Consider the following 24,255-nt stretch of genomic DNA (forward strand, 5'->3'; position numbering starts at 1 on the left):
CCCTACCTGGAGCAGTTTGCATCGGCGTATCCGCGGGACCTGCACGTGATGCAGGTCGATGGAGCGGGAGCGCACCGAGTAGGAGCGCTGAAAGTGCCCGAGAACGTAATATTGCTGCTTCAGACGGCTTACAGTCCCCAGGTGAATCCAATCGAGCGGTGCTGGGAATGGTTAAAGAGCGGACTGAAGTGGCTGAACTGCGGTGACTTGGAGGAACTCCGAGAGAAGGTCAGGAAGCGACTGCAGCTGGCGGGACGGGACCTCATCGCCTCGCTGACCGGGTGGCGGTGGCTCATGACCAGCTATCCGTGTCAGGACTTTAAGGAATTGGTATAAGTGCATAGATACCACTGGGAGTGTGTTGACGGTGCGGCGCTGGTCGCCCGCGCGCCCCATTTTACCGATGCTTTCGGCGTTTTTAACCCAGTTGATCGTCGTGTCCTTTTTCTATTCAGATCTTTTCAACTTCGATCGCCGCGCGACGGGACTGTGGTTCGGATTGTACTTAAGCGATTGCCTGGTAGGAACATATTATTTAGCTCGATTAGGCGGACGACTTGTTCCGGAAGATGGTCGCGTCGAAGTGAGGCGATCGCACAATTTACAAGCACTAATACTAGGTATTTATGGTGTGGGTTTGTTACTCTTTCCAGCGCTGTTCAGCGGTTTTTGGCCGTGGCCGTTAGATGCCTTTCACGGCCGGCTTTACAGCGCTATTTTCATAAGTGGCGCGATCGGATTAGCTTACTAGCCCGTGGGGGAACTGCCTTAGAAGTTCGCACCCTTGGCGGGCTACAAATCGCTGCGGGCAGCTTGGTCCTGGCAGCATTGGTATTAGTCGATGGACGCGTGCACAAAGTAGATTGGGCTGACGTAGGTACCTGGGTATGGCTGTGCGGGTTTGCCAGCTTAGCCCTACTTGGGGTGAGAGCGCTCTTAAGGAGATACCAATAAGTCATTCAACGTTAGAAAAGCGATTTAACGCATGCCAAATCAAAGAATCAGATTTGGCATGCGTGCATTAGGGCAACTCGAAAAATTGCCGGATTATGGTGTTAAGTGCGGCTGAAGTGCCCTTGCTGCCGTGCCGACCTTCGGTCTTGAGCGAATTAATCGAGGTGCCCATTAGCTAGAGCTTCGAGGATAACGCCATAGCTCCGGTTCCCATTTACTCTACGGGCAGTATTAGAAAAAGTAATGATGCATTGTAACGGTAGGCGATCGCCCCACCCAAGGGGAGGGAGCGCTCCCCAAGCTGCAATAGCATCCCAACCAGCCCCGCAAAATCGAGCGCGTAAAATGTAACGAATGTCTGTGCCGCCCGCGGCAATCCCCGCCAACGTCTTTAACTGTTGCCACCGATGGTCCAAACTCCCACCCGCACCGCCGCTGCCACCGAACTTGCCGACCTCGCGATCGGCACCATCCGCGCCGCCGGTTGCGAGTACGGCGACATTCGCATCTGCCGCGATCGCGTCCAAAATCTGGCCGCACGCGATCGCTCCCTCAGTTCCCTGAGCGACAACGTCAGTGCAGGGTTCGGCGTGCGCGTGCTGTGGAAAGGCTCGTGGGGATTTGCCGCCAGCCCGCGCCAGACTCCCGAAGCGATCGCGCGCGTTGTCGCCCTCGCCGTCGAGATCGCCAAAGCCAGCCACCTGACACAACAAGAACCCGTGCGGCTCGCACCCGTGGAAGCCTATCGCGACACCTTTACCACGCCGATCGCGATCGATCCCTTCGATGTGCCCGTCGATGAAAAAGCAACCCTGCTGCTAGAACTCAACGAGCGCCTGCTAAGCAGCGACGACGCGATCGCAAAAGCATATTCATTCCTGCGCTTCAGCCATCAGGAAAAAACCTTCGCCTCCACGGTTGGTTCGCTCATCGAGCAGACGATTTACCGCTCCTATCCCAGCTTCAGTTGCACGGCCGTAGCCAACGGCGATGCCCAAAGCCGCAGCTACGAGCGACCACCGCTGAATGTCGGTTACGAACACATCCGTCCCGACGATCTCCATGCCCAAGTCGAACGCGTAGCTGCCGAGGCGATCGCCAAGCTGAACGCACCCGAGGCTCCGGCCAGCGGCACCGCCGACTTGCTCCTCAAGCCCAGCAACTTGTATTTGACCATCCACGAATCCGTCGGTCACCCCACCGAACTCGACCGCGTCTTCGGCTATGAAGCCAACTTCGCTGGCACCAGCTTTGCTACCACCGATCGCCTCGGCACGCTGCAATACGCCGCGCCCTGGGTAAACTTCAAATGCGATCGCACCCAACCTGCCGGTCGCGCAACGGTTGGCTTCGACGACGAAGGCGTGCCCGGTCAGGATTGGTACGTCGTCAAGGATGGCAGGTTGGTCGATTACCTGACCGATCGTGAAACCGCACAGCGCCTCGGCCGCAAGAGCAGCAACGGGTGCGCCGCCGCCGACAGTTGGGCTAGCGTGCCCATGGTCCGGATTCCCAACCTCGGGCTCGAACCCGGCCCCGACGGCGGCAGCCACACTGCCACCCTCGCCGAGGCAATCGCCGACACCCGCGAAGGCTTTTTAATCGACGGCGTCGGCAGCTTCTCCATCGACCAACAGCGGCGCAACTTCCAATTTGGCGGCGACGCCTTCTGGAAAATCGAGCGCGGGCGCATCGTCGGCATGGTCAAAAACCTGACCTACCATGCCATGACCACCGATTTCTGGAATAGTATCGACGCGATCGGACCGGCATCAGAGCGCGAGCAGAGCGGCACCAACATGTGCGGCAAAGGCGAACCAATTCAGGTCGCCCAGATGACGCACGCCTGCGTCCCTGTCCGCGCTCGCAACATCCGCATTGGTCGCGACTCCTAGGCCTACCGAGGCGATCGCCGGGTTTGTGCCCCAGCTCTCGCGGGACTCAACCGGTACTGAAGCGCACCTCAACGCAGTCGCCGACCTCCAACTGCAGGTGTTCTTTAGCACTGCCGCAGTTAACCGCCACTTCCACCCAGCCATGACTGCCGACGAGCGCCACCACCCCGCCCGGCGCGCGATCGCTGTAGGACCGACAGCCCGGCACGACTGTCCCCGACGGCAAAATTAGCGACCAGGCGCGATCGCTCACCGCCGCTGCCGACACGTTCGAAACCAAATTGCCGAATCCGTCAACGTACTGAATGCAGCCGCGCCATCCCGCCCGCATGCGTTCGACCGCCGCGACCGGTAAAGCAACCAATTCTGACACCGCGATCGCCGGACCGAGAGCCTTCAGCGGAACGCCGGTTGCAAGGTGCGCTCCCACCGGCGCGAAGATATCCCGACCGTGAAACGTCGCACTCGGCATGTCCGTGCCCCAATAGTGCGGTTCTGTTAATTCCACCGCAGCAATCGCCGCGCGCTCGGTTAGCACTCCGCTCAACAGACCGTTATCCGGACCGACTAGAAATCCACCATCGAATTGCACCGCGATCCCGCGCCGGGCAGTGCCTACGCCCGGGTCGACTACCGCGACGTGTACCGTGCCAATCGGAAAAAACGACACGGCGCTGGCCAAGGCAAACCGACCTGCTGCCACATCCTGTGCTGGAATGCGGTGGGTTAAATCCACCACGCCGACCTGCGGTGCCACCCGCGCGATCGCGCCTTTCATCATCCCAACATAGACATCGCAATCGCCGAAATCGCTGAGCAATGTCAAAAAGCCTCGACTCATTGCAGCACTCCTCGCGCGAACTTGTCTCCCATTCACCCTACGCTAGACCCGTCACCCGAGATAATCTCCAGAAAAAATAATCGGTTTGATATAATTTCAGTAACATCGGATACCTAAGTCGTCCGATCTTTTCAAGTTAAGACATACCTAATTATCAATCCCCTCAGAGGAGAACGCTCGATGGTATCTAGCAACCTACAAGAGGCTGCCAAGCTGGCTGCCGCCGTGCATCGCGATAGTCTGCGCAAAAATATCCAGCACCGCCTGACGATTGCCCGCAATGAGGGCAACGAGCGGCTGGTGCGCCAACTTGAAGCCGAAGCGAACTACCTGCGTCTCGGCTGAGATTCGCCTACCAATCGACCGCGACCGTTGAGATCCCCACAGGTCTCCAGCTCGCCGGACGTCTTGTGCGATGGAGATACAGAAGTCGTGAACTGTCGGCAGAATGTCGAGACGCGATCGCTTGCAACCAACCTCGCCCTCGTCCTCCCCTTCACGAGGAACCCGCTAAGGGCATTCTGCAAACCAACCGTTTCCAAGCTCCCTTCCCTTGGCGATGAACTTAAGGATGATCAGGATCGCGGAGGGGCATGCAAACACGTGGCGCGATTCTAAGCACATTCAGCTCGACGCTGGCTAGTGGGTCCGGTGATACCCCAAGGGAGCAGTCGCTTGGTCCTCACCAGTCGCTGTCCGTAGGCGTGCAGTCATGATAGCTGCTGGCAGCAGACAACCATCGATTCCTATCTTCGAACAACCACCAAACCCGAAACATTGATGGGAAGCGCGATCGCGCGCTATGCAACTATCCGTAACGTTCGTCCGCTGAAAATTGCCGTTGTCCGGGTGCCCGTGCTAGCCTACTGGCGTAGGCAAAGTGCGCGCACTCTGCTGTCAGTGTGATTGAGGGTTGTTTCCGGTTCTGAGTTGGTCTTCGCCGAGGGCAGCTCGTTTGCACCGGAAGCCTAGTTTCATCACGGTTTCGTGTTCTCGGAGAAGCTTAATGTCCATCTATGTCGGCAACCTGTCGTATGAGGCGACAGAACAGGATCTAAACGAGGTGTTTGCAGAGTACGGCTCGGTCAAGCGCGTGCACTTGCCCGTCGATCGGGAAACCGGTCGAATGCGAGGTTTTGGGTTCGTAGAGCTATCGAGCGAGTCAGAGGAAGATGCAGCGATTGAAGCGCTGGACGGAGCCGAATGGATGGGTCGGGTCCTGCGGGTTAATAAGGCGCGTCCGCGCGAGAATAACCGCGGTGGCAACGGTCGCTCTGGCGGACGGCAGGGCGGTTTTGGTGGCGATCGCTACTAAGTGACTCAATTGCCAAAAGTGCGGCAACGGCGCATTGTTTTGCAGTCGCTGCCGCTCTTTGGTTGTGGGCAATTTTTAACTGATATCGCGATTGGAAGGTGTTGGGGGGTAAACCGGGTGCCTCTGCGGTCCGTCCACACCCCCTAACGGTCGCGATGTTGCGAATGTGTGCCTGCTCGGTGATATGAGGTAAACCAGGAAAGACAAATTATTTTTTGGTTTGCGGTTTACCCCACCTCTTCGAGCCCCCACAATGGCGCACCCCCCATGATTGCCAAACGGCTCCAAACGTTTGAGTGATTTTTTTTCGATCTGGGTCTGCAGCGTCCTGGGTCGATATTGTGAGGATCCACTCACATCTGCGCTAACGTGAAAAAACCATCAGTAGGAGGACTGGAATGGCTCAGGTTACGGTCGGACAAAATGAAGGCATCGAATCGGCTTTACGTCGTTTCAAGCGGCAGGTATCTAAAGCCGGGATTTTTCCCGACCTTAAAAAGCATCGTTATTTCGAGACCCCGATTGAAAAGAAGAAGCGCAAGGCGATCGCGCGCCGTCGCCAGCGCCGTCGGGCCTCATCGCGGTATGGCAATAGCCGCCGCTAGCCTACCCGGACTAGACCGTTGGGTCTTCCGTCCGCTGTCGGTTGCTCCGGCGAGTGTTCGAGACATTCCGTCTCCATGCACTTGTTAGAGCCAGGATGCGATGGGCAGGGCAATCAGCGCAACACCGCCGAGCATCAGAGTCACCCTAAGGCTCGCTCGGCAAATTTTTTTGAAAAACAAGCAGCTGAAGAGTACGCTAGTGCGCGTAATAGCGATCGGCCGAGCAACTGTCGTCAGGTCAATTGCTTGCATTAATAGCAATACGTTCGCGCCTTGGAACAATCCGATGGGTGCCGAGCACGCACCATTTTGGGGGATTTTGGCCGAGTTGCCGCGCGTCTTCAGCAGTATCATCGGACACATGCCCGTGTCAATGAAACTGAAGTTGGCAAGTGTCTAGAACGTCTGCGGCGAGTTCACATGCCGACGAATTAAATTCTTGAGGTCAAGCTCTAGAAATAAACCACGAAATAACATCAGTTACTGACCTTGCTGCTGGCATAGGGCGCGAAACAGATCAATTACGCCGCGGGAGCGCGCGCTTGAGATTGAGCGTGTGGGAGCCGCCGACCATTAGCGCGACGCCAACTGTGTCGGGGAGTGTCAAGATTTAGACGGCCACGAGCGACAAGCCACCATTAGAACCACGAGCGACAATGCCGCCAATAGAAATAGTGGAGTTGAGATGACGAACGTGAAAGAGAGCGACAGGTCCGAGTAATTGAGTGCCCTAACTTAGGCAGTATCGACACGATGTTGGGACTTTCGCCACATGCCAGCGCTAGTGTAAAGCTATCTTCGAGCAGCGCCCATTTGATTTAGACAAGTTACGGTAACTGCAGAATCAAGACAAACCCCGCTATCTCGACTAGGCAACACCTTATTCGTCGATCTGAGCAAGGACCTGCTTGCTGGCTAAGTCCTTACTGGCTACGTCCTTAAACAACTCTCTGCAGGTCCTCATTGCGGCGAATGAGATCACCCCATAGGCGTTTCCTCCGCAAAGTACAGCCACCTTCTAGATGCCCCAAACGTGCAGGGTGCCGACTCAAGCAGGGCGCTCCCGATTCATTTGCAAGGTCTGGATAACTGCAACCCGGTGCACCTGTTCTTCGGTTTGCGATTGATTTGAACCCAACGTGATTACCGATAACCCAACTAGATTACAGAAAAGCGAGGAATGGAACGCTAACGAGTTCCCCGGTTGCCGCATCGCTGTTCGCGCCGCCAAAGGTCAGTTGCATCCCGGCAGCAGCAAGCTTGGTACGAACGTATGCAAGGGCGATCGCGCCATCTGCAGTCGGGACGACACTGGTTGCGATTCCGACTTTCTTGCCATCCTGCAGAATAGGCGTTCCCGGCGCGATCGGGGCAGCGAGCTGCACGCCCCACAACTTTTGTTTAACGCCATCATAGGTTTTGAGTCGCGCGATCGTTTCTTGTCCGATGTAACAGCCCTTATCGAACGAGATTGCCCTTAGCAGACCGGCTTCAAGCGGATTGTAGTCATCCGTAAGTTCGCTGCCTGGCATGGGGCGACCTTGGGTCACACGCAATCGTTCCCAGGCTCGATCGCCCAGCGGTCTGGCACCAACGGCAATACAGCACTCCCAAAACGTCCAGGCCGACTCGCGCGGCACGATCGCCGTAAATCCCGGCAACTCCAGTCCACATCCTGGGGAAATGCGAACAGTTGTCCCGCTCTTGAGAGTTAAGAGTCGGTGTGTTGCGGCTGGTAGTGCCACGGACTGCGGTGCATCGGGTCGGTCGGCATCGGCATTCAAAGACTCTTGCATCAGCCGACCGAGCAAGATACGACTGCCCGGTCCGACCGCATCGAAGACAGCAAAGTGCGCGGATACATCGTCGATCTCGACGCGATCGGCGGGAAACAGGTAGCGATCGAGCCATGCTGGCAAGGTTTGACAGCCCGAGGGCGATACTAATAGCAGGAGGGCGTCCTCAGTGGCGTAAACCGTCGCTAAGTCAATGGTTCGCGCGGTCGAGGTTACGAAGACCGTCTCGCAGCTCGTGCCCGGTTGCAGCTGCCGAATGTCGTTTGTACTTTGGTTGTGCAAGAATTCCAGGCGATCGTCGCCGGTAACGCGCAACAGGCCCCAATGACTTCGATCGGTCAGCGCCACTCCGTTCATCGCCGCTGCGATCGCCTCTTCGTCGCAACCGTAGCTGAGGACCCGACCGGTGTCGGGATCGAAGGTCCCTCCGGCTTCGGCCTGTAGCGTGTGAAGGTCTGTCATTGGCAGTAGGTTCTGGTGAATTAGGAGTTGGCAGAGGCAGCCGGGTGGAGTGCCGAGCATTACGGCACGCAGCAGGATCATAAAGCGATTTCCCAATCGCCTGCAATTCGCCCCACACTGCTTGTCAAGGATGCGCTCGCGGGTATTTCGAAGCCTGCAGGGCAACCATTCCTTGCCATCTACTTCCGTCGCAGGGTCGAGGAGATCGCAACGATCGTACTTGCTGCTAACCGCGATCCCCACACGTTTTGCGTAAATAATCTCAAACTTCATCACAGGCGTTTGGATGCGATCGCTAGACTAAAAGGAAAGGGAATTAAAGACTAAACGTAAAGGGAATAAATAACTGTCATGGGTGAAGCAATTTCGCAGCCAACGGCAGGCAGTTCGCGTACAGAACAATTTGTTCTTTGGTATGAAGATGTAGATCGCGATGATGCGGGTTTAGTGGGCGGTAAAAACTCCTCATTAGGCGAACTGATCCAACAACTCGTCCCTAAAGAAATAAATGTTCCTCGAGGATTCGCGACAACAGCCTTTGCCTATCGATACTACGTGCGCGTCACTGGAATCGACCCGCAACTTCGAGCGCTCTTTACCAAACTCGACGTCAATGATGTTGATAGTTTGCAGCGCTGTGGGAAGCAGGCACGCGCGCTCCTCCTCAACACGCCGTTTCCACCCGAGCTGAACGAGGCGATCGCCTCGGCCTATCGTCAACTCTGCGCATCCTATGGCGAAGAAACTGATGTTGCCGTGCGCTCTAGTGCAACGGCGGAGGATCTGCCCGATGCAAGTTTTGCAGGACAACAGGAAAGTTATCTGAACGTTCAGGGCGAGAAAAGCGTCCTAGCAGCCTGTCAGCGTTGCTTTGCCTCGCTGTTTACCAACCGCGCCATTTCCTATCGCGCCCATGGTAGGTTCGACCACTTTAGCGTCGCTCTTTCAGTTGGAGTGCAAAAGATGGTGCGCTCGGATTTAGCAACATCTGGCGTGATGTTTTCTATCGACACCGAAACGGGATTTCAAAATACTGCATTGATCACCGCTGGCTATGGTTTGGGCGAAAATATCGTGCAAGGGGCAATCAATCCTGATGAATATTTGGTCTTCAAACCGACGCTTGGAAGCGGTTTCTGTCCGATTCTTGACAAGCGCCTTGGCAGCAAGGAAATGAAGCTGGTCTACGACACGGGCGGGTCGAAGATGACCAAGAACGTGCCCGTGTCCGTTCGGGATCGCGAGCGTTTCTGCCTGAGCGACGACGAAATTTTGCAGCTCGCGCGCTGGGCCGTGGAGATCGAGCAACACTACTCGCGCGATCGCTACACGCCGATGGACATCGAGTGGGCGAAGGACGGTCGCACGGGCGAACTCTTCGTCGTCCAGGCACGACCGGAAACCGTCCAGTCGCGCAAGAGTGGCAACGTACTCAAGACCTATCTCCTCAAGGAACGTGGCGAGGTGCTCGCGACCGGGCGCAGCATCGGCGAGGCGATCGGTCAGGGAAACGCGCGCGTTATTCCCAATGCCGCCCAAATGCATCTCTTCCAGCCGGGTGAAGTGCTGGTGACCAGTCGCACCGATCCCGATTGGGAACCGATCGTGAATGTGGCAAGTGCGATCGTTACCGATCGCGGCGGGCGAACCTGTCATGCCGCCATCATCGCCCGCGAGCGCGGCATTCCAGCGGTGGTCGGCAGCAACGATGCCAGCAAGGTTATTCAAACTGGTCAGGACATCACTGTTTCCTGTGCCGAAGGCGATGACGGCTACGCCTACGCCGGACTGCTGCCATACGAAATCGAGGAACGCGAACTCGGCGATCTGCCGCGCACGCGCACGAAAATTTTGCTTAATATTGCCAATCCCGAGCGCGCTTTTGCCCAATCGGTTCTACCGTGCGATGGCGTTGGGCTGGCGCGTTTGGAGTTCATCATTGCCAACCACATCCAGGCACATCCACTGGCGCTGCTGAACTTCGATACCCTCGAAGACCCCATCGCCAAAGACCAAATTGCCCGCCTGACGTGTCATTACGACAACAAGCCGGAGTATTTCGTCGATCGCCTGGCCCGGGGCGTGGGCGCGATCGCAGCCGCCTTCCATCCGCGCCCGGTCATCGTGCGCTTGTCGGACTTTAAAACTAACGAGTACGCGCATTTGCTGGGCGGCAGTGCCTTCGAGCCAATTGAAGACAACCCGATGTTGGGTTGGCGCGGTGCGTCGCGTTACTACGACCCGCGCTATCGCGAGGCATTTGCCCTGGAATGTCAGGGGTTATGGCGCGTGCGCGAATATATGGGTTTGACTAATGTCATTCCGATGGTGCCGTTCTGCCGCACCCCGGAAGAAGGGCAGCAGGTAATAGACGAGATGGCGCGTAACAAATTAGTACGAGGTGAAAACGGTTTACAGGTGTATGTGATGGCCGAGCTACCGAGCAATATTGTCCTGGCTGACGAGTTTGCCGAGATCTTCGACGGCTTTTCCATCGGCTCCAACGACCTCACACAGCTCACGCTCGGGCTCGATCGCGACTCCGCCCTCGTGGCGCACCTATTCGACGAGCGCAACCTCGGGGTTCGGCGCTCGATCCAGTCGCTGATCGAAACCGCGAAAGCCAAGGGGCGCAAGGTCGGCATCTGCGGCCAAGCGCCTAGCGACTACCCAGAGTTCGCACGCTTCTTGGTCGAAGCTGGCATCGACTCCATCAGCCTCAATCCCGATTCCGTCCTGAATACGTTGTTGACCGTCGCTGACGCCGAACGGCAGTAGGGGATTGCAACGAACGCAAACCTTTGTGTAGCCAGCTCAGCAATTGCTTGGACCACTCTGTAAGGCAACCTGCCAAGCATCGACTCGACAGGTCGCCCTGGAGAGGATCGCCCGGGATTGATGCGATCGCGTGCTATTAGGCAATCAACTCCTTCACTTTGGCCGCGATGCCGTCGGAGTCGATGCCCTGGTGCGGGAACTGCTCCCACAGGCCGCCGCAGCCTTCGTGGTACGTGCCCAAGTAAGCGTACTTCGGACTGTAGCCGCGCTCTAGGAGCCAAGAGCCGAAGCGGCTGCCCAGACCCGTGCGGCGGTTGAAGGCTTCTACCACCAACACGAAGGGTGCCTTGCCGACCTTCGCCATCATGTCTTCATCGACAACGTTGAGGGTGGACTTGTTGATCAGCCCTACATCGATGCCCGCTTGCTTGAGGCGATCGACAGCGTCCACCGCGCGATACAGCCCGTCGCCGAAGCTGACGACATAGCCGGCTGTGCCTTCGCGGACGACCTCGTCCTTGCCGGGCGCGAAGGTGTAGTCATTGCCATACAAGAGGTTACCGTCGGCATCGAGCAGGCTCGGCACCTTGGAGCGCGTCGAGAAAATAAAGCGCATGCCGGGGTTGGAGAAGACCGCGCGCACACAGGCGCGCATCTGACCCGAATCGGCGGGGAAATACAGGCGAGTTTCGTAACCGTCATCGAGACCGTTGTCGGCAAACATATTGTTCAAACCGAAGTGGCAAGTGTTGTCCGCCATGTCATCGATGCCCGCATGGGAGAAGTGGCACAGGAGGTTCGAGAAGTTCAGGCGTGCCATCGTGATCTCCGAGATGCACATCTCCAGAAAAGCGCTGAAGGTGGCAAAGATGCCTTGCTTGCCAGCCGCCATGCCGAAGCCCGCTGCCAGGGAGAGGTTGCCGCGCTCCATTATGCCGCCGCTGACGAAAATCTCGGGGTGCGCCGTACGGATTTGCTGGAGTCCGCACGACCCTTCGAGGTCGCTATCGACAACGAGGTTGTTCTTGCGCGCTTCGGGGGTCATGGCGTTGAGGATTTCCACAACCGTGTCGCCGAAGATATTGCGGTTCGAGCCCTTCTTGCCGTCGGAACCGATGTAGGTGTAGGAGGGCTTGGGCTTTTCAACGCCTTTGAGATAATTGACGGCGTCGGTCAGTCCGCGTCCTTCCAGGTACTGCAGCGCGAGGTCGACTGAAATGACATCGTGACCGTGGGTTTTGCCCTCGAGACCGGCGATGCCGGGGCACATCTTACGCTTGTTCATGACAGCGACCGGACCGTCGGCAGTGACGGCTTGGCACATGCGCGCGTAGAGACTGTCGAGGTCTTCACCATCACCCGTAAGGATTTGGAGGCCGAAGGCACCGAGGACTTTTCCGAGGTCGAAACCGGTCATGTATTGCGAGGGGTGGCCCGCGATAGTAACATCGTTATCGTCGATGAAAAGTTTGACGTTGAGGTTGCCAGCAACGGCGGCACGGGCAGCTTCGGCATCATTACCTTCCTGCTGGGAACCGTCCGAGCCGAGGCAGCAGACGACTTTCTCGGGGTTGGCGTAGGCAACCCCGTTGACGTACGGCCACATATGTCCGAGACGGCCGGAGCTGAACTTGACACCCGGGGTCAAGCCGAGTTCGGGGTGACCGGGCAGTTGCGAGTGGGCTGCGCGGTAGCTTAGCAGGCGCTCGGCAGGCAGATCGCCGTAAATGGCAGCCATCAAATACTGCGTTGCAACGCGGTGACCGGCTTCGTCGAAGAAGACCGGCACGAACATCTCCGGCTTGCCTCGGAAGAATGCATCGAGAATCATGACTTCGGGAACGGTATCGAAGGGACCGCCCGTGTGACCGCCGACGCCGCGCGCCGCGCCGGTGGCAGTGAAGAAGACGATCGCGTCCCGGCACAGCTGGATGTTGGCTTGGAGGGTGCTGCGTTGGGCATCGGTAAGCGTCGTGACGGCCGGGTCGAGCGCGAGAGGCTGAAACGCCGCGAGGTCGATCGGAAAGGCAGCTTTAGCAACGGTCATAGGAATTTCTCCTGGGCTGATCTGGAGCGCATCTCCTTTGCAGGATAGTGGGCGATGTCGACTGCTTACAAGCGCGATCGCGATCGCCTCGAGTTGCAAAGCGCACGAGCAGTTGGCAGTTGCTTCAGCGGCAAGGTTCCAGAAACTCGATTGGCTATGGAGCGCCGGCTATCGATCGCGGAATATGCTAAATCTCGGTCCCGGCAGTAAAAGCACCGGCCGCAGCATCGATCGCGCCCACCTGCAGCACTTGCACTACCTCGCCGGCCGCGATTGCGGGCTGTCCCAGCGGCACCACAGCCAAACCGTTTGTCCCGGCAAGGTTAATGAGGTTGCCCGAGCTGTGGCTCCCTCCTGCCAGCGAGAAGGTCAGCTCCCCCGCCGCGATCGCCAGCCGACCCCACAAATAGGTTTCGCGCCGACCGGCTCCACACAGATTGTCGCGCGTGCGAGCGGGGACAAATAGCGGCTGCCAGCCGCAGCGGCGTCCGGAGAGTTTCCGCAGTGCAGGTCCAACGAAACGCCAGCAGCTCGCCAGCGCCGAGACCGGGTTGCCCGGTAGACCGAAGTACAGGCAAACGCGATCGTCGGAAGTAAAGGTGGCAACCGTCAGGGGTTTGCCGGGTTTGATCGCAACGGCACGCACGTGCAGGGTGCCGCCCAGTTCTGCCAGCACTTGTTCAACATAGTCGTACTCGCCGACCGAAACCCCCCCGGTCGAAAGCACCACATCGGCAGTGGCAATCGCGTGGGCAATCGCGCCCCGCAAAGCATCCGGGCGATCGGGAATGATGCCAAAACGCAGGGGCACTCCGCCGTTCTGAGCGACCCATGTTGCCAGTGCGTGTTGATTGGAGTCGACGATCTGCGCGGGCTGAGGTGAGACGCCAGGGGCAACCAGTTCGTCGCCAGTTGAAAAGATCGCTACGCGCGGCCGTCGGTAGACGAGTGCTTCCGTGTGCCGCGCGACGGCCAGAACCGCAACTTCCGGCGGTCCAAGTAACGTGCCCGGGGAAAGCAGCGGCGTTCCGGCGCGATAGAACGAAGCGCGCGTGCGGACAAAGGTATGAGGCGGCACGGGCTCCCAGACAGCAACGCGATCGCCTTCGCGCCGCGCGTTTTCCTGGATGACGATCGCGTCAGCCCCGTCGGGCAACATGCCGCCGGTAAAGATCCGCGCCGCTTCACCCGGATCGAGCGACGCACGCGGCATGCGTCCGGCTGGAATCTCCTCGACAACTCGCAACCACCTTGGCTGCTGCGGACTGCAGTCTTTTAGGTCGGCTGCCCGAACGGCATAGCCATCCATAGCCGAGTTGTCCGCAGCAGGAAAATCATCGGCGCTGACGATCGGCTCGGCCAGCACGCGCTCGACCAAAGCATCCAGACCAGCAACTTCGCACTCGCGCAGCGGTGCGACCAATCCGAAGACAATCGCTTCGGCCTCGGCAACGGAAATCGGTGGGCTCATGGGCAGGTGCGGCTGTTAAGACGGACCCGATTGTAGTGCGCGTTTGTCCCAGTCCGCAGTAGTTGCGGAAGTTTTGTGCGCGATCCCGGCGAATGGCGATCGTTTTCCCCCTTCTCGAGCTCTGTGCGCAATCGTTCGGGTTTTATAATTAATAACAAGATGGATCTGGCTTTTAAAGCAGCATCCCGCGAACCACAGCGATATGCGGCCGAACAGCGTGGTCATGTGCCACCGATTGATGGTTGGTGCGACAGAGGAACATCAAGGGAACGGTAAGCTATGTCCGATCAAATGGAACTGACTCCTACCAACGTTGAGAAAGTGCTCGACGATCTACGACCGTACCTGATGGCCGATGGCGGCAATGTCGAACTCGTCGAGATCGACGGTCCGGTCGTACGTTTGCGCTTGCAGGGAGCGTGCGGCTCTTGCCCCAGTTCGGCGATGACTCTGAAGATGGGCATCGAGCGCCGCTTGTGTGAATTCATCCCCGAGATTGCCGAGGTACAGGCCGTCGCGTAGTACTGACGGCCGCTCTACGGCTCGAACCTCTCCCGACCGGGTTGGCGATCGCCAACCCGGTTTTTTGGTTTGCTCGGGCGCTCGATTGACCCGCAATCGCAGGCGCGTCCGATAACCAGCTGCGGCCGATTCGACACATCACTGTGAGTGCTGCCTAGATTTTTCACTATTGTTAGGATTGTGCTGCCCGAGGAGCGTGCATGAACCATCCGCTTTACATCGCGTTTATCTGGCATCACCACCAACCCTTTTGTCATACCCGCGGTCCGGGCAGCGCGACTGCCCAGTATGGCTTGCCCTGGGCGCGCCTGCACGGTATCAAGGACTATCTCGACTCAGCGCTGCTGCTGGAGCGCTATCCACAGCTGCATCAAACGGTTGGCTTTTCGCCGGCGCTCTTACAGCAACTCGGCGATTATGCAGGCGGTATGGCAATCGATCCGTATCTAGCCGCAACTCTGACGCCGGCCGAGCAACTCGACATCGAGACGCGCGCGTTTATCGTCGATCGAGGCTTTGATGCCTGCTACCGCACGCTCGTGGCACCCCACCCGCGCTATGCCGAACTATACGACTGTCGCGTCCAACGCGGTCGGGCTTGGTGTTTGGAGCATTGGACGCCCCAGGATTACAGCGACCTACTGGCATGGCAGAACCTGGCGTGGTTCGACCCGCTGTTCTGGGACGAGCCGGACATTGCCGCCTGGCTGCAGCGCGGTCGCGGTTTTACCCTCAGCGATCGCCAGCGCATCATCTCCAAACAGCGCGAGCTAATCGGCCGCATCGTCCCGCAACACAGCCGGATGCAGGCTGCCGGCCAGCTCGAACTGATTGTCAGTCCTTACGGTCATCCACTCTTGCCGCTGCTACACGACACCGATCTCGCGCGTGCCGCCCTGCCGGACCTGCCGTTGCCGCAGTCGCGCTTTCGCCGACCGGAGGACGTCGCCCGTCATTTGGATAAAGCTCGAGACTGCAGCGTCGAGTACTTCGGATACAAGTCGCACGGGCTGTGGCCTCCTGAGCTGGCAATTGCTCCAGACATACTGCCTGCGATCGCGCGCAGCGGCTTTCGCTGGTTCTGTTCGGACGAGACGGTGCTGAGCCGGAGCATGCAGCATCCGTTTCACCGCAACGATGCCGGCCGCCTGCGCGAACCGGAGTTGCTCTACCGACCCTATCGGTTGGCAACACCGGTGGGAGAGTTGACGGCAATCTTCCGCGATCGCTACTTGTCGGACCTCATTGCCTGCACCTACAGCACCTTATGTGCAGGTGCTGCTGCCGACGACCTGCTCGGCCATCTGGAGGCGACCGCGCGCGAACGGCACCGTAGCCTCGACGGCAGGCCGTGGTTGGTTGCGATCGCCCTTGATAGCAGCAGCGTTTGGGAACGCTATGACCGCGACGGTCTGACGTTTCTGACTGCGCTCTACGACCGGCTACAGCGCAGCACTGTCCTCGCACCGGTGACAGTAGCAGAGTACCTCGCGCGGTTTCCCCCACAGACGACGTTGCAGCCGCAAGGCTTGAAAAGCGGTTCCCGGATCCGCGGCGACCTTGCCACCTGGATCGGCACCCCCATCAAAAATCGTGCCTGGGACTTGCTGGCAGCTGCGCGTTCGCTTCTCGCCGAACGTCCGGAAGCCACGGAAGCAAACAACCGCGATGCTTGGGAGGCGCTCTATGCTGCTGAAGGCTCGGATTGGTTCGCGCGCATCGGGGCAGGGCAGACAACGGGCAGCGACACGATCGCCGACTGTCTCTTCCGCGAACACCTGACTGCGATCTACCGCGCGCTCAATCATCCCGTGCCGCCGGAACTCCGGCGCCCGCTCGTCCCACCACCATCAACCGACCCCGTGCTGCCGCAAGGTAGCCGTTCTCCTGCAGGGGCAGGCAGCAGCTTCCACTTTGCCTGGGAAAACGCCTGGCGGATCGATCTCAAAACGGGCGAGTCACCGCATCGACTCAGTCGCGTCCGTAGCCTGCAGTACGGTCTCGATCGCTTGCAATTCTATCTGCGCCTAGATTTTGCAACCGACGCGCAGCCGGGCGTAAACTTCCCCTCAGAGCTGCATCTGTTGTGGTTTTATCCCGGCGTGTCCCACGCCATCAGTCCAGCTCCGATCGCCGAGCTTCCGGACCGCGCCCCTCTCAACTACCTGTTCCGCCATCATTTGGGAGTGGACTTGCTGGCAAACTCGGTTTGGTTTGAGGAAGCGGGCGAGCGCTACACCTGGCAGCCGCGGCACAGCCGCGCGCGCGTGACGTGCGATCGCGGTTTGGAAGTTGCTTTACCGTGGGGGGATTTACCTGCCGCTCCCGAGACAATGATGCAGATGGCGATCGTCCCAGCTGATAGTGGCATCTACCGCGGGTGTTTTCCCAACATCGAACTGGTTCCCTTACGGGTTCCGTAAGCGCGCGCAGCCGGGCACCCCAGAATGGCATTCTTCGCTAGTCGGTGCATGCAGAGGAGCGGGCCGGGCGCGTGTCGCTGACAACGCGACCGTAGTCGAGGGCGATCGTGCGGTCGGCGCAGTGGAAATAGCGGTCGTCGTGACTGATGGCGATGACGGTTTTGCCGCGATCGCGCAGTTCCGGCAACAACTGCTCGTAGAACACGGCGCGAAAGTGCGGGTCTTGGTCGGCAGCCCACTCGTCAAAGACATACATCGGTCGATCTTCAAGATAGGCAACGAGCAATGCTAAGCGCTTGCGCTGCCCTTGAGAGAGTTGTGTGGTCGATAATCGCCCGCGCTCGATCTGCACCTTGCCGTCGAGTTGCAAGGTCTGCAAGTACTTCAAGGCCCGTGCGTCGAGGTCGGGCTCGTCAAATCCCAACAGGCGCTCGAACAGATAAAAATCTGCGAACACGGCTGAGAAATGCTGCCGGTACCAATCGCGATCGCCGGACTCCACGCGATCGCCGTCGAAGTAGATAGCACCCGCACTCGGAACGTAAAGTCCCAGAAGAAGCTTCGCTAACGTGGATTTTCCGCTCCCGTTCCCGCCGACGATGAAGACAACTTCACCGGGATGAAGCGTCAGGTCGATCGGCCCGAGCGCGAACTCGCTGCCGTCAGTCCCGCGGTAGGTGTAGGCTGCCGCACGCAATTCGAGCGTTTGCCAGCGCGATCGCGGCGCACGTGTCACGCTTGCTACTTCCGCACCGTCTTGAAGTTGTAATTTCAGGGCTTCGAGGTTCTGTAATGCAACGCTGGCGCGACTCACCAACGGCAATTTGTTGACGATGTTTTCCAGCGGACCGACCACAAAGGCAAAGGTCACAACGAAACCGGCAATCGCTTCGGTATCGATCGCGAACGCCTGAGGCAACGCGAACAAAATCAACCCGATTGCTACGAAAAAGATCGACTTGCCCCAACTGTCGGTGGTGGCAAACAAAATCAAGCCGCGCGCGCTCAGCAAGCGGTAGCGATCGGCCGTCGCGCGCAGGTCGGCCGTCAAGAAATCCGTGCGCCCGCGCGCGTGCAGCTTCAGTTCCTTGATCCCACCCGTTAGGGCAGCAAACTGTCCGAACAGCACGTCCTGGAGCGATCGCGCCTGCGCCAGCAACCCACGCCCGCGTCGCAGCAGCCAGCGGCAGCTGTATCCTGCAACTACTGCCAGTCCCATCACCCCCAGAAATACCCAGCCCGACAGCCAGGCAATGTAAGCAAAACAGCCTGCCACCACTGCCAGACTGATGCCTACGGGTGGCAGTAGGTACACCGCCGTGGCAATTGCCTGCACGTCCTCGGTCAGCCCGGCCAGCAAGCGGGGCGTACCCAAGCACTCCAGTTGCCGCAAGTCGGAAGCCAGAATCTGCTGGCTGAGCTGTACCTGGAGCGCAAACACCGAGTCTTGGGAGAGGCGTACCAGCAACACCCGCGCTAAGACGCTTGCGAACAGCGAGGCGATCGCCAGCACGATGAAGCTAGTGGCGTAAGCGATCGGGTTACCCGTCGCTTCACCGAGCTGACCGATGGCGGCATTGACAAGGGCGATTGCGCCGGCGGTGCAGACACCTGCTAACACGCTAGTTGCCAGAGCTAGGGTCGCTGCCCGCGCTGACGATCGCCATAGAAACTGAATTAAGTTCATCCAGCCGCACTCAACCGCCGAGCTTGGCTTTCACCAACGCTTGGATTTTCTGACCGTCCGCCCGCCCTTTCAGCTCTTTCACTAGCGGACCCATGACCTTACCCAGATCTTTGGCCGTCGATGCGCCGGCTTTCGCGATCGCCGCATCGACGGCGGCAGCGATTTCGTTGTCGGACAGTTGCTGGGGCAGATAGGTCTCGATGACTTCCAGCTCTTGTGTTTCTTGTTGGACTAGGTCATCGCGACCGGCTTGGCTGTATTGTGCGATGGAATCGCGACGTTGCTTTGCTTGCTTGGTTAATAGCTCGAGTTCGTCCGTTTCGCTGAGTGCGTCTTTGCCCTCGGCACGCAGCTCTATTTCCTTTTCCAGCAAAGCTTTCTTGATCCCGCGCACGGCTTCCAGACGCACCTTGTCCCGCGCCTTCATGGCCGCTTTGATATCGTCTCCCAGACGATCTTTCAAGCTCATCGTCAATTCACTCCAATGCACGGGCTAATTATATCGAGTTGCCGCGATCGCCCTCGAGTCCTCAGAAGGCAGCCACCAGCTGAGCGCCGCGCGCCTGTAGTTCCGCGCTTCGCTCGCCCGATAATCCGGGGTTATCACCGAAGCACGCGCCGACCAGCTGCGCGCCGCTGAAATTGGTATCGCTGAGATTAGCCGCTGTGAGATCGGCTCCCCGCAGGTCCGCTCCGCTCAAGTTGGTCAGCGCCAAACCGGCTTTGTGGAGATTCGCCCCGCGCAGGTCAGCCGCGCCGAGATACGCACCGCTGAGGTCGGCACCGCTGAGCTTAACCGCTCGCAGATCGGCTTCGTTGAAATCCACATCGTTCAGTTCGGCACCGCGGAGGTTCGCCCGCGCCAAGTTGGCACCGGCCAGGTCCAACCCGCTCAGCACCACCCCGCGCAGGTTGGCTCCGGCAAAGTCGTGAAGCGGATCGAGTTCCGCCCGCTCGCAGAGTGCCTGGAATTCGTCGGTCGGCACATCGGCGATCGTGGCTAGGAGCGTCCCGACCCAAGCTTCGTCAGCCAGCGGCACCAGCTCCGAAGCACGCTCTGCCGGGATGAAGTCGGGGCCGATAGAGACACTGGTCAGGGTGGGATTCTGCATGTCCCAGAGCGCAAGAGCCAATCGTCGTAGCAGAATGGCATGGGCATTGGGGCGAATGTCGTGTCGCCACAGTCCGTCTGCGGCTAAAAGCTGCAGGTCGTTGCGCGTGACGATTAAGTGCGCTTCTGCCTGCCAAGGACGCTTGCCCGAACGCGGCAGCAGCGTGACCCGTACGTCCTTTTCTTCTCGTTGCAGGTACGTTTCATCTGCCGCGAGCGTTAGCTCCCATCCCCAACTGCCCTCATCAGCGACGATCGTCTCGGCAGCACCCAATACAGCCCGTATGGTTTCGCCCGCATCCGGCAAGCGGGCCTCTGCAGCTTTGAGGACAAGTCGACAGCCTTTAAGGACTGCGATCGCGCGACCGGTTGCGATCGCAACGGGCTGACTGTCCAGTTTGAAATTGAGCCGCAGCGCGATCGTCCCGCCAGAGTTAGACTGACCGCCCAGAGCCAGACGGACGCAATGAGACTGAGGAAGCTTCAGCATGGTCGTTACCGCACAGCAAATCTTGTTTCGATCCTGCCACGTGCCCGCGTTAACCGCACTCACTGATACTTATGGGCTGCAGTCGGAGCATCGGTGATGCAGACGCCGTTGGCGCGATGGCCGTCGATACCTGGGAGCCCTTCCTAGTGCAAACCTTGATAAAAACGCTCGGACTGCTGCGGCGTCAGCCAAGGGGCCGCACTGCGCTCATCTGGAGATGGTGGCGGCTCGGCTGAGTTGCCGTTTGAGTTCGCTCGACCGGGCTTGATGTCGGGAAGAACGTAGGCGTGACGGTTGGCATCGTAAGCCAGCACCTCGCCCGTCACGATTTGATATACCCAGGCATGCAAGTGCAACCGCCCTTGATGGAGTTTCGAGCGGATCGAAGGATAGGTTCTCAAGTTTTCGATCTGCGTCAGCACGTTCTCGGCAACCGCGATGTCCGATTCTTCCTCGCGATCGCAGTCGGAATAGTTATCCACCAAAATCTGGAGCGTGGCAGCGGCATGGCGCAGCCAGTCGTAGACTTGCGGGAAGTCAGATTCGAATTTTGGCCAGTCGAGCAAGCCCTTCATGGCACCACAATGCGAATGGCCGCAAACGACATTTTGCTCGAAACCCAAGATTACACTGCGTACTCGATCGTCGCCCCCTCACCGCTGTTTGCAGCACCGTAGGGTGGAATAATGTTGCCAGCGTTGCGGATGACAAACAACTCGCCGATTTCAGCACTCGCAATCGGGTTTGGATCGACACGCGAGTCAGAGCAAGCAACGAACAAGACGCGCGGATTCTGACCGTGTGCGAGCTGCTCGAACAGATCTTGATGTTCGCTGAAATAATTGCTCTGAAAATTGCGGACTCCTGCAACCAACTTTTTCACGGTGCTATTGCTCCTAGCTCTGGGGCACAGCTCTGTAGCGATCGCTTATGGATCTCTCGCGCAAGAGGAGAGTCGCGAATACGCGATCCCAGATGAATCTTATACCAATTTGCAGGATGCCTACGCCAGATGGTGCTAGCGAGCCCCGGGAGTAAAAGTTCCCGAGCTGCCATTTGTCGCAGCACTTCCTAGAGTTGGTATTACCTGCCAGCGGCCCCTCAGTAAAATCCCCTACAAGAAAAGCTCCTGCAACAGCAGGAGCTTTTGAAAATTGCTTTGAATTGCTTCGACAATCGCGCAGGGGCGATCGCCCACTCGGTCTAGTCGAGTTCGCCCATCGACAGCACTGGCTCGGTCTTGCGATCGATGCCCTTCTCGAAGCCAGCTGCCGCTGCACGGGCGCGACCCGAGTGCCACAGGTGACCGACCAAGAAGAAGAATGCCAGCACGAAGTGCGACGTGGCCAACCAAGCGCGCGGCGAGACGTAGTTGAAGGAGTTAATCTCCGTAGCCACGCCACCCACCGAGTTGAGCGAGCCCAACGGCGCGTGCGTCATGTACTCAGCCGAACGACGAGCCTGCCAGGGCTGGATGTCGTTGCGGATCTTGTCGATGTCGAGGCCGTTCGGGCCGCGCAGCGGCTCCAGCCAAGGACCGCGGAAGTCCCAGAACCGCATCGTTTCGCCACCAAAGATGATCTCGCCAGTCGGAGAGCGCATCAGGTATTTACCCAAGCCCGTCGGACCCTGCGCGGATGCAACGTTAGCACCCAGACGCTGGTCGCGAATCAAAAAGGTCAGTGCCTGAGCCTGCGATGCCTCGGCTGCCGTCGGACCGTAGAACTCGCTCGGGTAAACGGTGTTGTTGTACCAAACCATGATCGATGCTACGAATGCCATCAGCGAGACAGCACCGATACTGTAAGACAGGTACGCTTCACCGGACCAAACAAACGCACGCCGCGCCCAAGCAAAGGGCTTGGTCAGGATGTGCCAAATACCGCCCCCAATGCAGATGATGCCGACCCAGATGTGACCGCCGATCACGTCCTCCATGTTGTCGACGCCGACGATCCAGCCGTCGCCGCCAAAGGGAGATCCAACCAGGTAGCCAAAGATGGTTGCGGGGTTCAGCGTCGGGTTGGTGATGACGCGCACGTCACCGCCGCCAGGAGCCCAAGTGTCGTAGACACCTCCGAAAAACATCGCCTTAAACACCAGCAGCAGCGCGCCGATGCCAAGCACGACTAGGTGGAAACCCAAGATGGTGGTCATCTTGTTCTTATCTTTCCAGTCGTAGCCGAAAAAGGACGAGTACTCTTCCAACGTCTCGGGTCCGCGCAGGGCGTGGTAAATACCACCCAAGCCCAGTACGGCAGACGAGACGATGTGCAATACGCCGACTACGAAGAAGGGAAAGATATCGGTCACTTCACCGCCCGGACCGACACCCCAACCAAGGGTGGCGACGTGCGGCAGCAGGATAAAACCCTGTTCGTACATGGGCTTCTCGGGCACGAAGTGTGCGACCTCAAACAAGGTCATCGCACCTGCCCAGAAGACGATCAGACCGGCATGAGCGACGTGTGCGCCCAGCAGCTTGCCGGACAGATTGATAAGGCGAGCATTACCAGACCACCAAGCGAAACCAGACGTTGCCTGATCCCGCCCGTATCCGGCGTAATTAGAGAGCGTTACCACGGGGCAATACCTCCTCGGGGAATACAAAGTTCTCGTGCGGCTGGTCTTGCGGTGCCATCCACGCCCGCAGACCTTCGTTCAACAGGATGTTCTTCGTGTAGAACGTCTCGAACTCCGGGTCCTCCGCTGCGCGGATTTCCTGCGACACGAAATCATACGCCCGCAGGTTCAGTCCCAGTCCGACCACGCCTACCGCACTCATCCACAGTCCCGTTACCGGCACGAACAACATGAAAAAGTGCAACCAGCGCTTGTTCGAAAACGCGATTCCGAAAATCTGGCTCCAGAATCGGTTCGCCGTCACCATCGAATACGTCTCTTCCGCTTGCGTCGGGTTGAACGCTCGGAACGTATTCGAATCCTCACCGTCCTCAAACAGCGTGTTCTCTACCGTCGCACCGTGAATCGCGCACAGCAGTGCACCACCCAGGATGCCAGCTACACCCATCATGTGGAACGGATTCAGCGTCCAGTTGTGGAAGCCCTGGAGGAAAAGAATGAAACGGAAAATTCCTGCTACCCCGAAGCTCGGCGCGAAGAACCACGACGATTGCCCCAGCGGGTACATCAGAAACACGCTCACGAACACCGCAATCGGTCCGCTGAACGCAATCGCGTTGTACGGACGGATGCCGACCAGACGCGAAATCTCGAACTGACGCAGCATGAAGCCAATCAGACCGAAGGCACCGTGCAGGGCCACGAACGGCCACAGACCGCCCATCTGGCACCAGCGGGTGAAGTCCCAGTTAGCTTCCGGACCCCACAAGAAAAGCAGGGAGTGACCGAAAGCGTCAGCCGGGGTGGAGACGGCAACGGTGAGAAAGTTGCAGCCTTCGAGATAAGAAGACGCCAGCCCGTGGGTGTACCAGGAGGTGACGAAGGTGGTGCCGGTCAACCAGCCGCCGAGCGCCATGTAGGCACAGGGGAACAGGAGCAGACCGGACCAGCCGATGAAGACGAAGCGGTCGCGCTTGAGCCAGTCGTCAACGAGGTCGAACAGACCCCGCTCCGCGACTGGCCGTCCTACTGCAATGGTCATTGTGTCAAACCCTCTTGCTGAAGCAATAATTTGCAAGATTCCTTAAAGAAGGACTTCATATCTCCAGGATAATAGACCTGTCTGCCTGAAGGTAGAGAGGCGATCCAGAGCGTTTGCCGCCTGTGCTGGCGATGCTCTCATCTTCCACAGCACTCTCTGGGCGAGAGTTCAACTGCTATGAGAGTGAGTCCCCCTTAACTTTTTTTAACGTTATCACAAGTTCTCCTAATCCT

General features: G+C 58.5%; 21 protein-coding genes and 1 pseudogene. 11 read left to right on the plus strand and 11 right to left on the minus strand.

The features are described from left to right. The 3 genes and pseudogenes from KR51_RS20340 to KR51_RS15695 form a co-directional block, all read left to right on the plus strand. A pseudogene (locus KR51_RS20340) lies at nucleotides 1–336 on the plus strand (hypothetical protein); the annotation flags it as partial. A gap of 25 nt (nucleotides 337–361) precedes the next feature. Then, nucleotides 362–751 carry a hypothetical protein gene (locus KR51_RS15690; protein WP_198016815.1) on the plus strand — a complete coding sequence of 130 codons (390 nt, stop codon included), beginning with the start codon at nucleotides 362–364 and terminating at the stop codon, nucleotides 749–751. Nucleotides 752–1,361: 610 nt separating this feature from the next. Further along, nucleotides 1,362–2,849: a TldD/PmbA family protein gene (locus KR51_RS15695; RefSeq protein WP_022609100.1), complete on the plus strand. Its 1,488-nt coding sequence runs from the start codon at nucleotides 1,362–1,364 to the stop codon at nucleotides 2,847–2,849. Nucleotides 2,850–2,895: 46 nt separating this feature from the next. Here the strand turns inward: KR51_RS15695 and KR51_RS15700 are convergent, their stop codons facing one another. Beyond that, nucleotides 2,896–3,690 (minus strand): SAM hydrolase/SAM-dependent halogenase family protein, encoded by a 795-nt coding sequence (locus KR51_RS15700; RefSeq protein ID WP_022609101.1) that lies wholly within the window; start codon nucleotides 3,688–3,690, stop codon nucleotides 2,896–2,898. Nucleotides 3,691–3,870: 180 nt separating this feature from the next. Between KR51_RS15700 and pirA the strand changes: the two genes are divergently transcribed. The 4 genes from pirA to KR51_RS19930 all read left to right on the plus strand — a co-directional run bounded on the left by pirA (nucleotide 3,871) and on the right by KR51_RS19930 (nucleotide 6,010). Then, nucleotides 3,871–4,035, plus strand: a complete 165-nt coding sequence (gene pirA / locus KR51_RS20345; protein ID WP_022609102.1) for an arginine synthesis PII-interacting regulator PirA — start codon at nucleotides 3,871–3,873, stop codon at nucleotides 4,033–4,035. A gap of 661 nt (nucleotides 4,036–4,696) precedes the next feature. Then, nucleotides 4,697–5,005, plus strand: a complete 309-nt coding sequence (locus KR51_RS15705) for an RNA recognition motif domain-containing protein (protein ID WP_022609103.1) — start codon at nucleotides 4,697–4,699, stop codon at nucleotides 5,003–5,005. Between the two features lie 398 nt (nucleotides 5,006–5,403). Then, complete coding sequence (rpsU, locus tag KR51_RS15710; protein WP_022609104.1) at nucleotides 5,404–5,610, plus strand: 30S ribosomal protein S21; 207 nt, start codon at nucleotides 5,404–5,406, stop codon at nucleotides 5,608–5,610. Between the two features lie 169 nt (nucleotides 5,611–5,779). Beyond that, on the plus strand, nucleotides 5,780–6,010 hold the full coding sequence (locus KR51_RS19930; protein WP_156915154.1) for a hypothetical protein: 231 nt from the start codon (nucleotides 5,780–5,782) through the stop codon (nucleotides 6,008–6,010). Between the two features lie 763 nt (nucleotides 6,011–6,773). Here the strand turns inward: KR51_RS19930 and ygfZ are convergent. After that, entirely contained in the window at nucleotides 6,774–7,868 is a 1,095-nt protein-coding gene (gene ygfZ / locus KR51_RS15720; RefSeq protein ID WP_022609105.1) for a CAF17-like 4Fe-4S cluster assembly/insertion protein YgfZ, read from the minus strand. A gap of 351 nt (nucleotides 7,869–8,219) precedes the next feature. On the opposite strand from ygfZ, the gene ppsA reads away from it, so the two are divergent. Next, complete coding sequence (gene ppsA / locus KR51_RS15725; protein ID WP_022609106.1) at nucleotides 8,220–10,646, plus strand: phosphoenolpyruvate synthase; 2,427 nt, start codon at nucleotides 8,220–8,222, stop codon at nucleotides 10,644–10,646. A gap of 136 nt (nucleotides 10,647–10,782) precedes the next feature. Here the strand turns inward: ppsA and KR51_RS15730 are convergent, their stop codons facing one another. Further along, a complete protein-coding gene (locus KR51_RS15730) occupies nucleotides 10,783–12,693 on the minus strand; it encodes a transketolase C-terminal domain-containing protein (RefSeq protein WP_022609107.1) in 1,911 nt (636 codons plus the stop codon). Between the two features lie 54 nt (nucleotides 12,694–12,747). Here KR51_RS15730 and KR51_RS19935 point away from each other — a divergent pair, with 54 nt between their 5' ends. Next, entirely contained in the window at nucleotides 12,748–12,903 is a 156-nt protein-coding gene (locus KR51_RS19935; protein WP_156915155.1) for a hypothetical protein, read from the plus strand. Here the strand turns inward: KR51_RS19935 and KR51_RS15735 are convergent. Next, nucleotides 12,881–14,164, minus strand: coding sequence for a molybdopterin molybdotransferase MoeA (locus KR51_RS15735; RefSeq protein WP_022609108.1), 1,284 nt, complete (start codon nucleotides 14,162–14,164; stop codon nucleotides 12,881–12,883). The two genes, KR51_RS19935 and KR51_RS15735, sit on opposite strands and share 23 nt — an antisense overlap. A 279-nt stretch (nucleotides 14,165–14,443) precedes the next feature. On the opposite strand from KR51_RS15735, the gene KR51_RS15740 reads away from it, so the two are divergent. Both KR51_RS15740 and KR51_RS15745 read left to right on the plus strand, forming a co-directional pair. Beyond that, nucleotides 14,444–14,686 (plus strand): NifU family protein, encoded by a 243-nt coding sequence (locus tag KR51_RS15740; protein WP_022609109.1) that lies wholly within the window; start codon nucleotides 14,444–14,446, stop codon nucleotides 14,684–14,686. Between the two features lie 200 nt (nucleotides 14,687–14,886). Continuing rightward, complete coding sequence (locus tag KR51_RS15745) at nucleotides 14,887–17,109, plus strand: alpha-amylase/alpha-mannosidase (protein WP_022609110.1); 2,223 nt, start codon at nucleotides 14,887–14,889, stop codon at nucleotides 17,107–17,109. Between the two features lie 37 nt (nucleotides 17,110–17,146). Here the strand turns inward: KR51_RS15745 and KR51_RS15750 are convergent, their stop codons facing one another. From KR51_RS15750 to psbD, 7 genes are all read right to left on the minus strand, one after another. Next, entirely contained in the window at nucleotides 17,147–18,796 is a 1,650-nt protein-coding gene (locus KR51_RS15750) for a cyclic peptide export ABC transporter (RefSeq protein WP_022609111.1), read from the minus strand. A gap of 10 nt (nucleotides 18,797–18,806) precedes the next feature. Beyond that, the gene (locus KR51_RS15755; protein ID WP_022609112.1) at nucleotides 18,807–19,265 is read right to left on the minus strand and encodes a GatB/YqeY domain-containing protein; all 459 of its coding nucleotides are present in this window, start codon (nucleotides 19,263–19,265) and stop codon (nucleotides 18,807–18,809) included. Between the two features lie 61 nt (nucleotides 19,266–19,326). Continuing rightward, nucleotides 19,327–20,397: a pentapeptide repeat-containing protein gene (locus KR51_RS15760; protein ID WP_022609113.1), complete on the minus strand. Its 1,071-nt coding sequence runs from the start codon at nucleotides 20,395–20,397 to the stop codon at nucleotides 19,327–19,329. 143 nt (nucleotides 20,398–20,540) lie between these two features. Continuing rightward, complete coding sequence (locus tag KR51_RS21445) at nucleotides 20,541–20,972, minus strand: carbonic anhydrase (protein WP_456300046.1); 432 nt, start codon at nucleotides 20,970–20,972, stop codon at nucleotides 20,541–20,543. Nucleotides 20,973–21,022: 50 nt separating this feature from the next. Further along, nucleotides 21,023–21,280 (minus strand): carbonic anhydrase, encoded by a 258-nt coding sequence (locus tag KR51_RS21450; RefSeq protein ID WP_456300047.1) that lies wholly within the window; start codon nucleotides 21,278–21,280, stop codon nucleotides 21,023–21,025. Between the two features lie 320 nt (nucleotides 21,281–21,600). Further along, nucleotides 21,601–22,980, minus strand: a complete 1,380-nt coding sequence (psbC, locus tag KR51_RS15770; RefSeq protein WP_022609114.1) for a photosystem II reaction center protein CP43 — start codon at nucleotides 22,978–22,980, stop codon at nucleotides 21,601–21,603. Next, nucleotides 22,964–24,022 carry a photosystem II D2 protein (photosystem q(a) protein) gene (gene psbD / locus KR51_RS15775; protein WP_022609115.1) on the minus strand — a complete coding sequence of 353 codons (1,059 nt, stop codon included), beginning with the start codon at nucleotides 24,020–24,022 and terminating at the stop codon, nucleotides 22,964–22,966. The genes psbC and psbD overlap by 17 nt, the downstream gene beginning before the upstream one ends. Nucleotides 24,023–24,255 lie beyond the last annotated feature (233 nt).

It is taken from the genome of Rubidibacter lacunae KORDI 51-2, assembly GCF_000473895.1.
In the GTDB taxonomy this organism is placed as follows: Bacteria; Cyanobacteriota; Cyanobacteriia; order Cyanobacteriales; family Rubidibacteraceae; genus Rubidibacter; species Rubidibacter lacunae.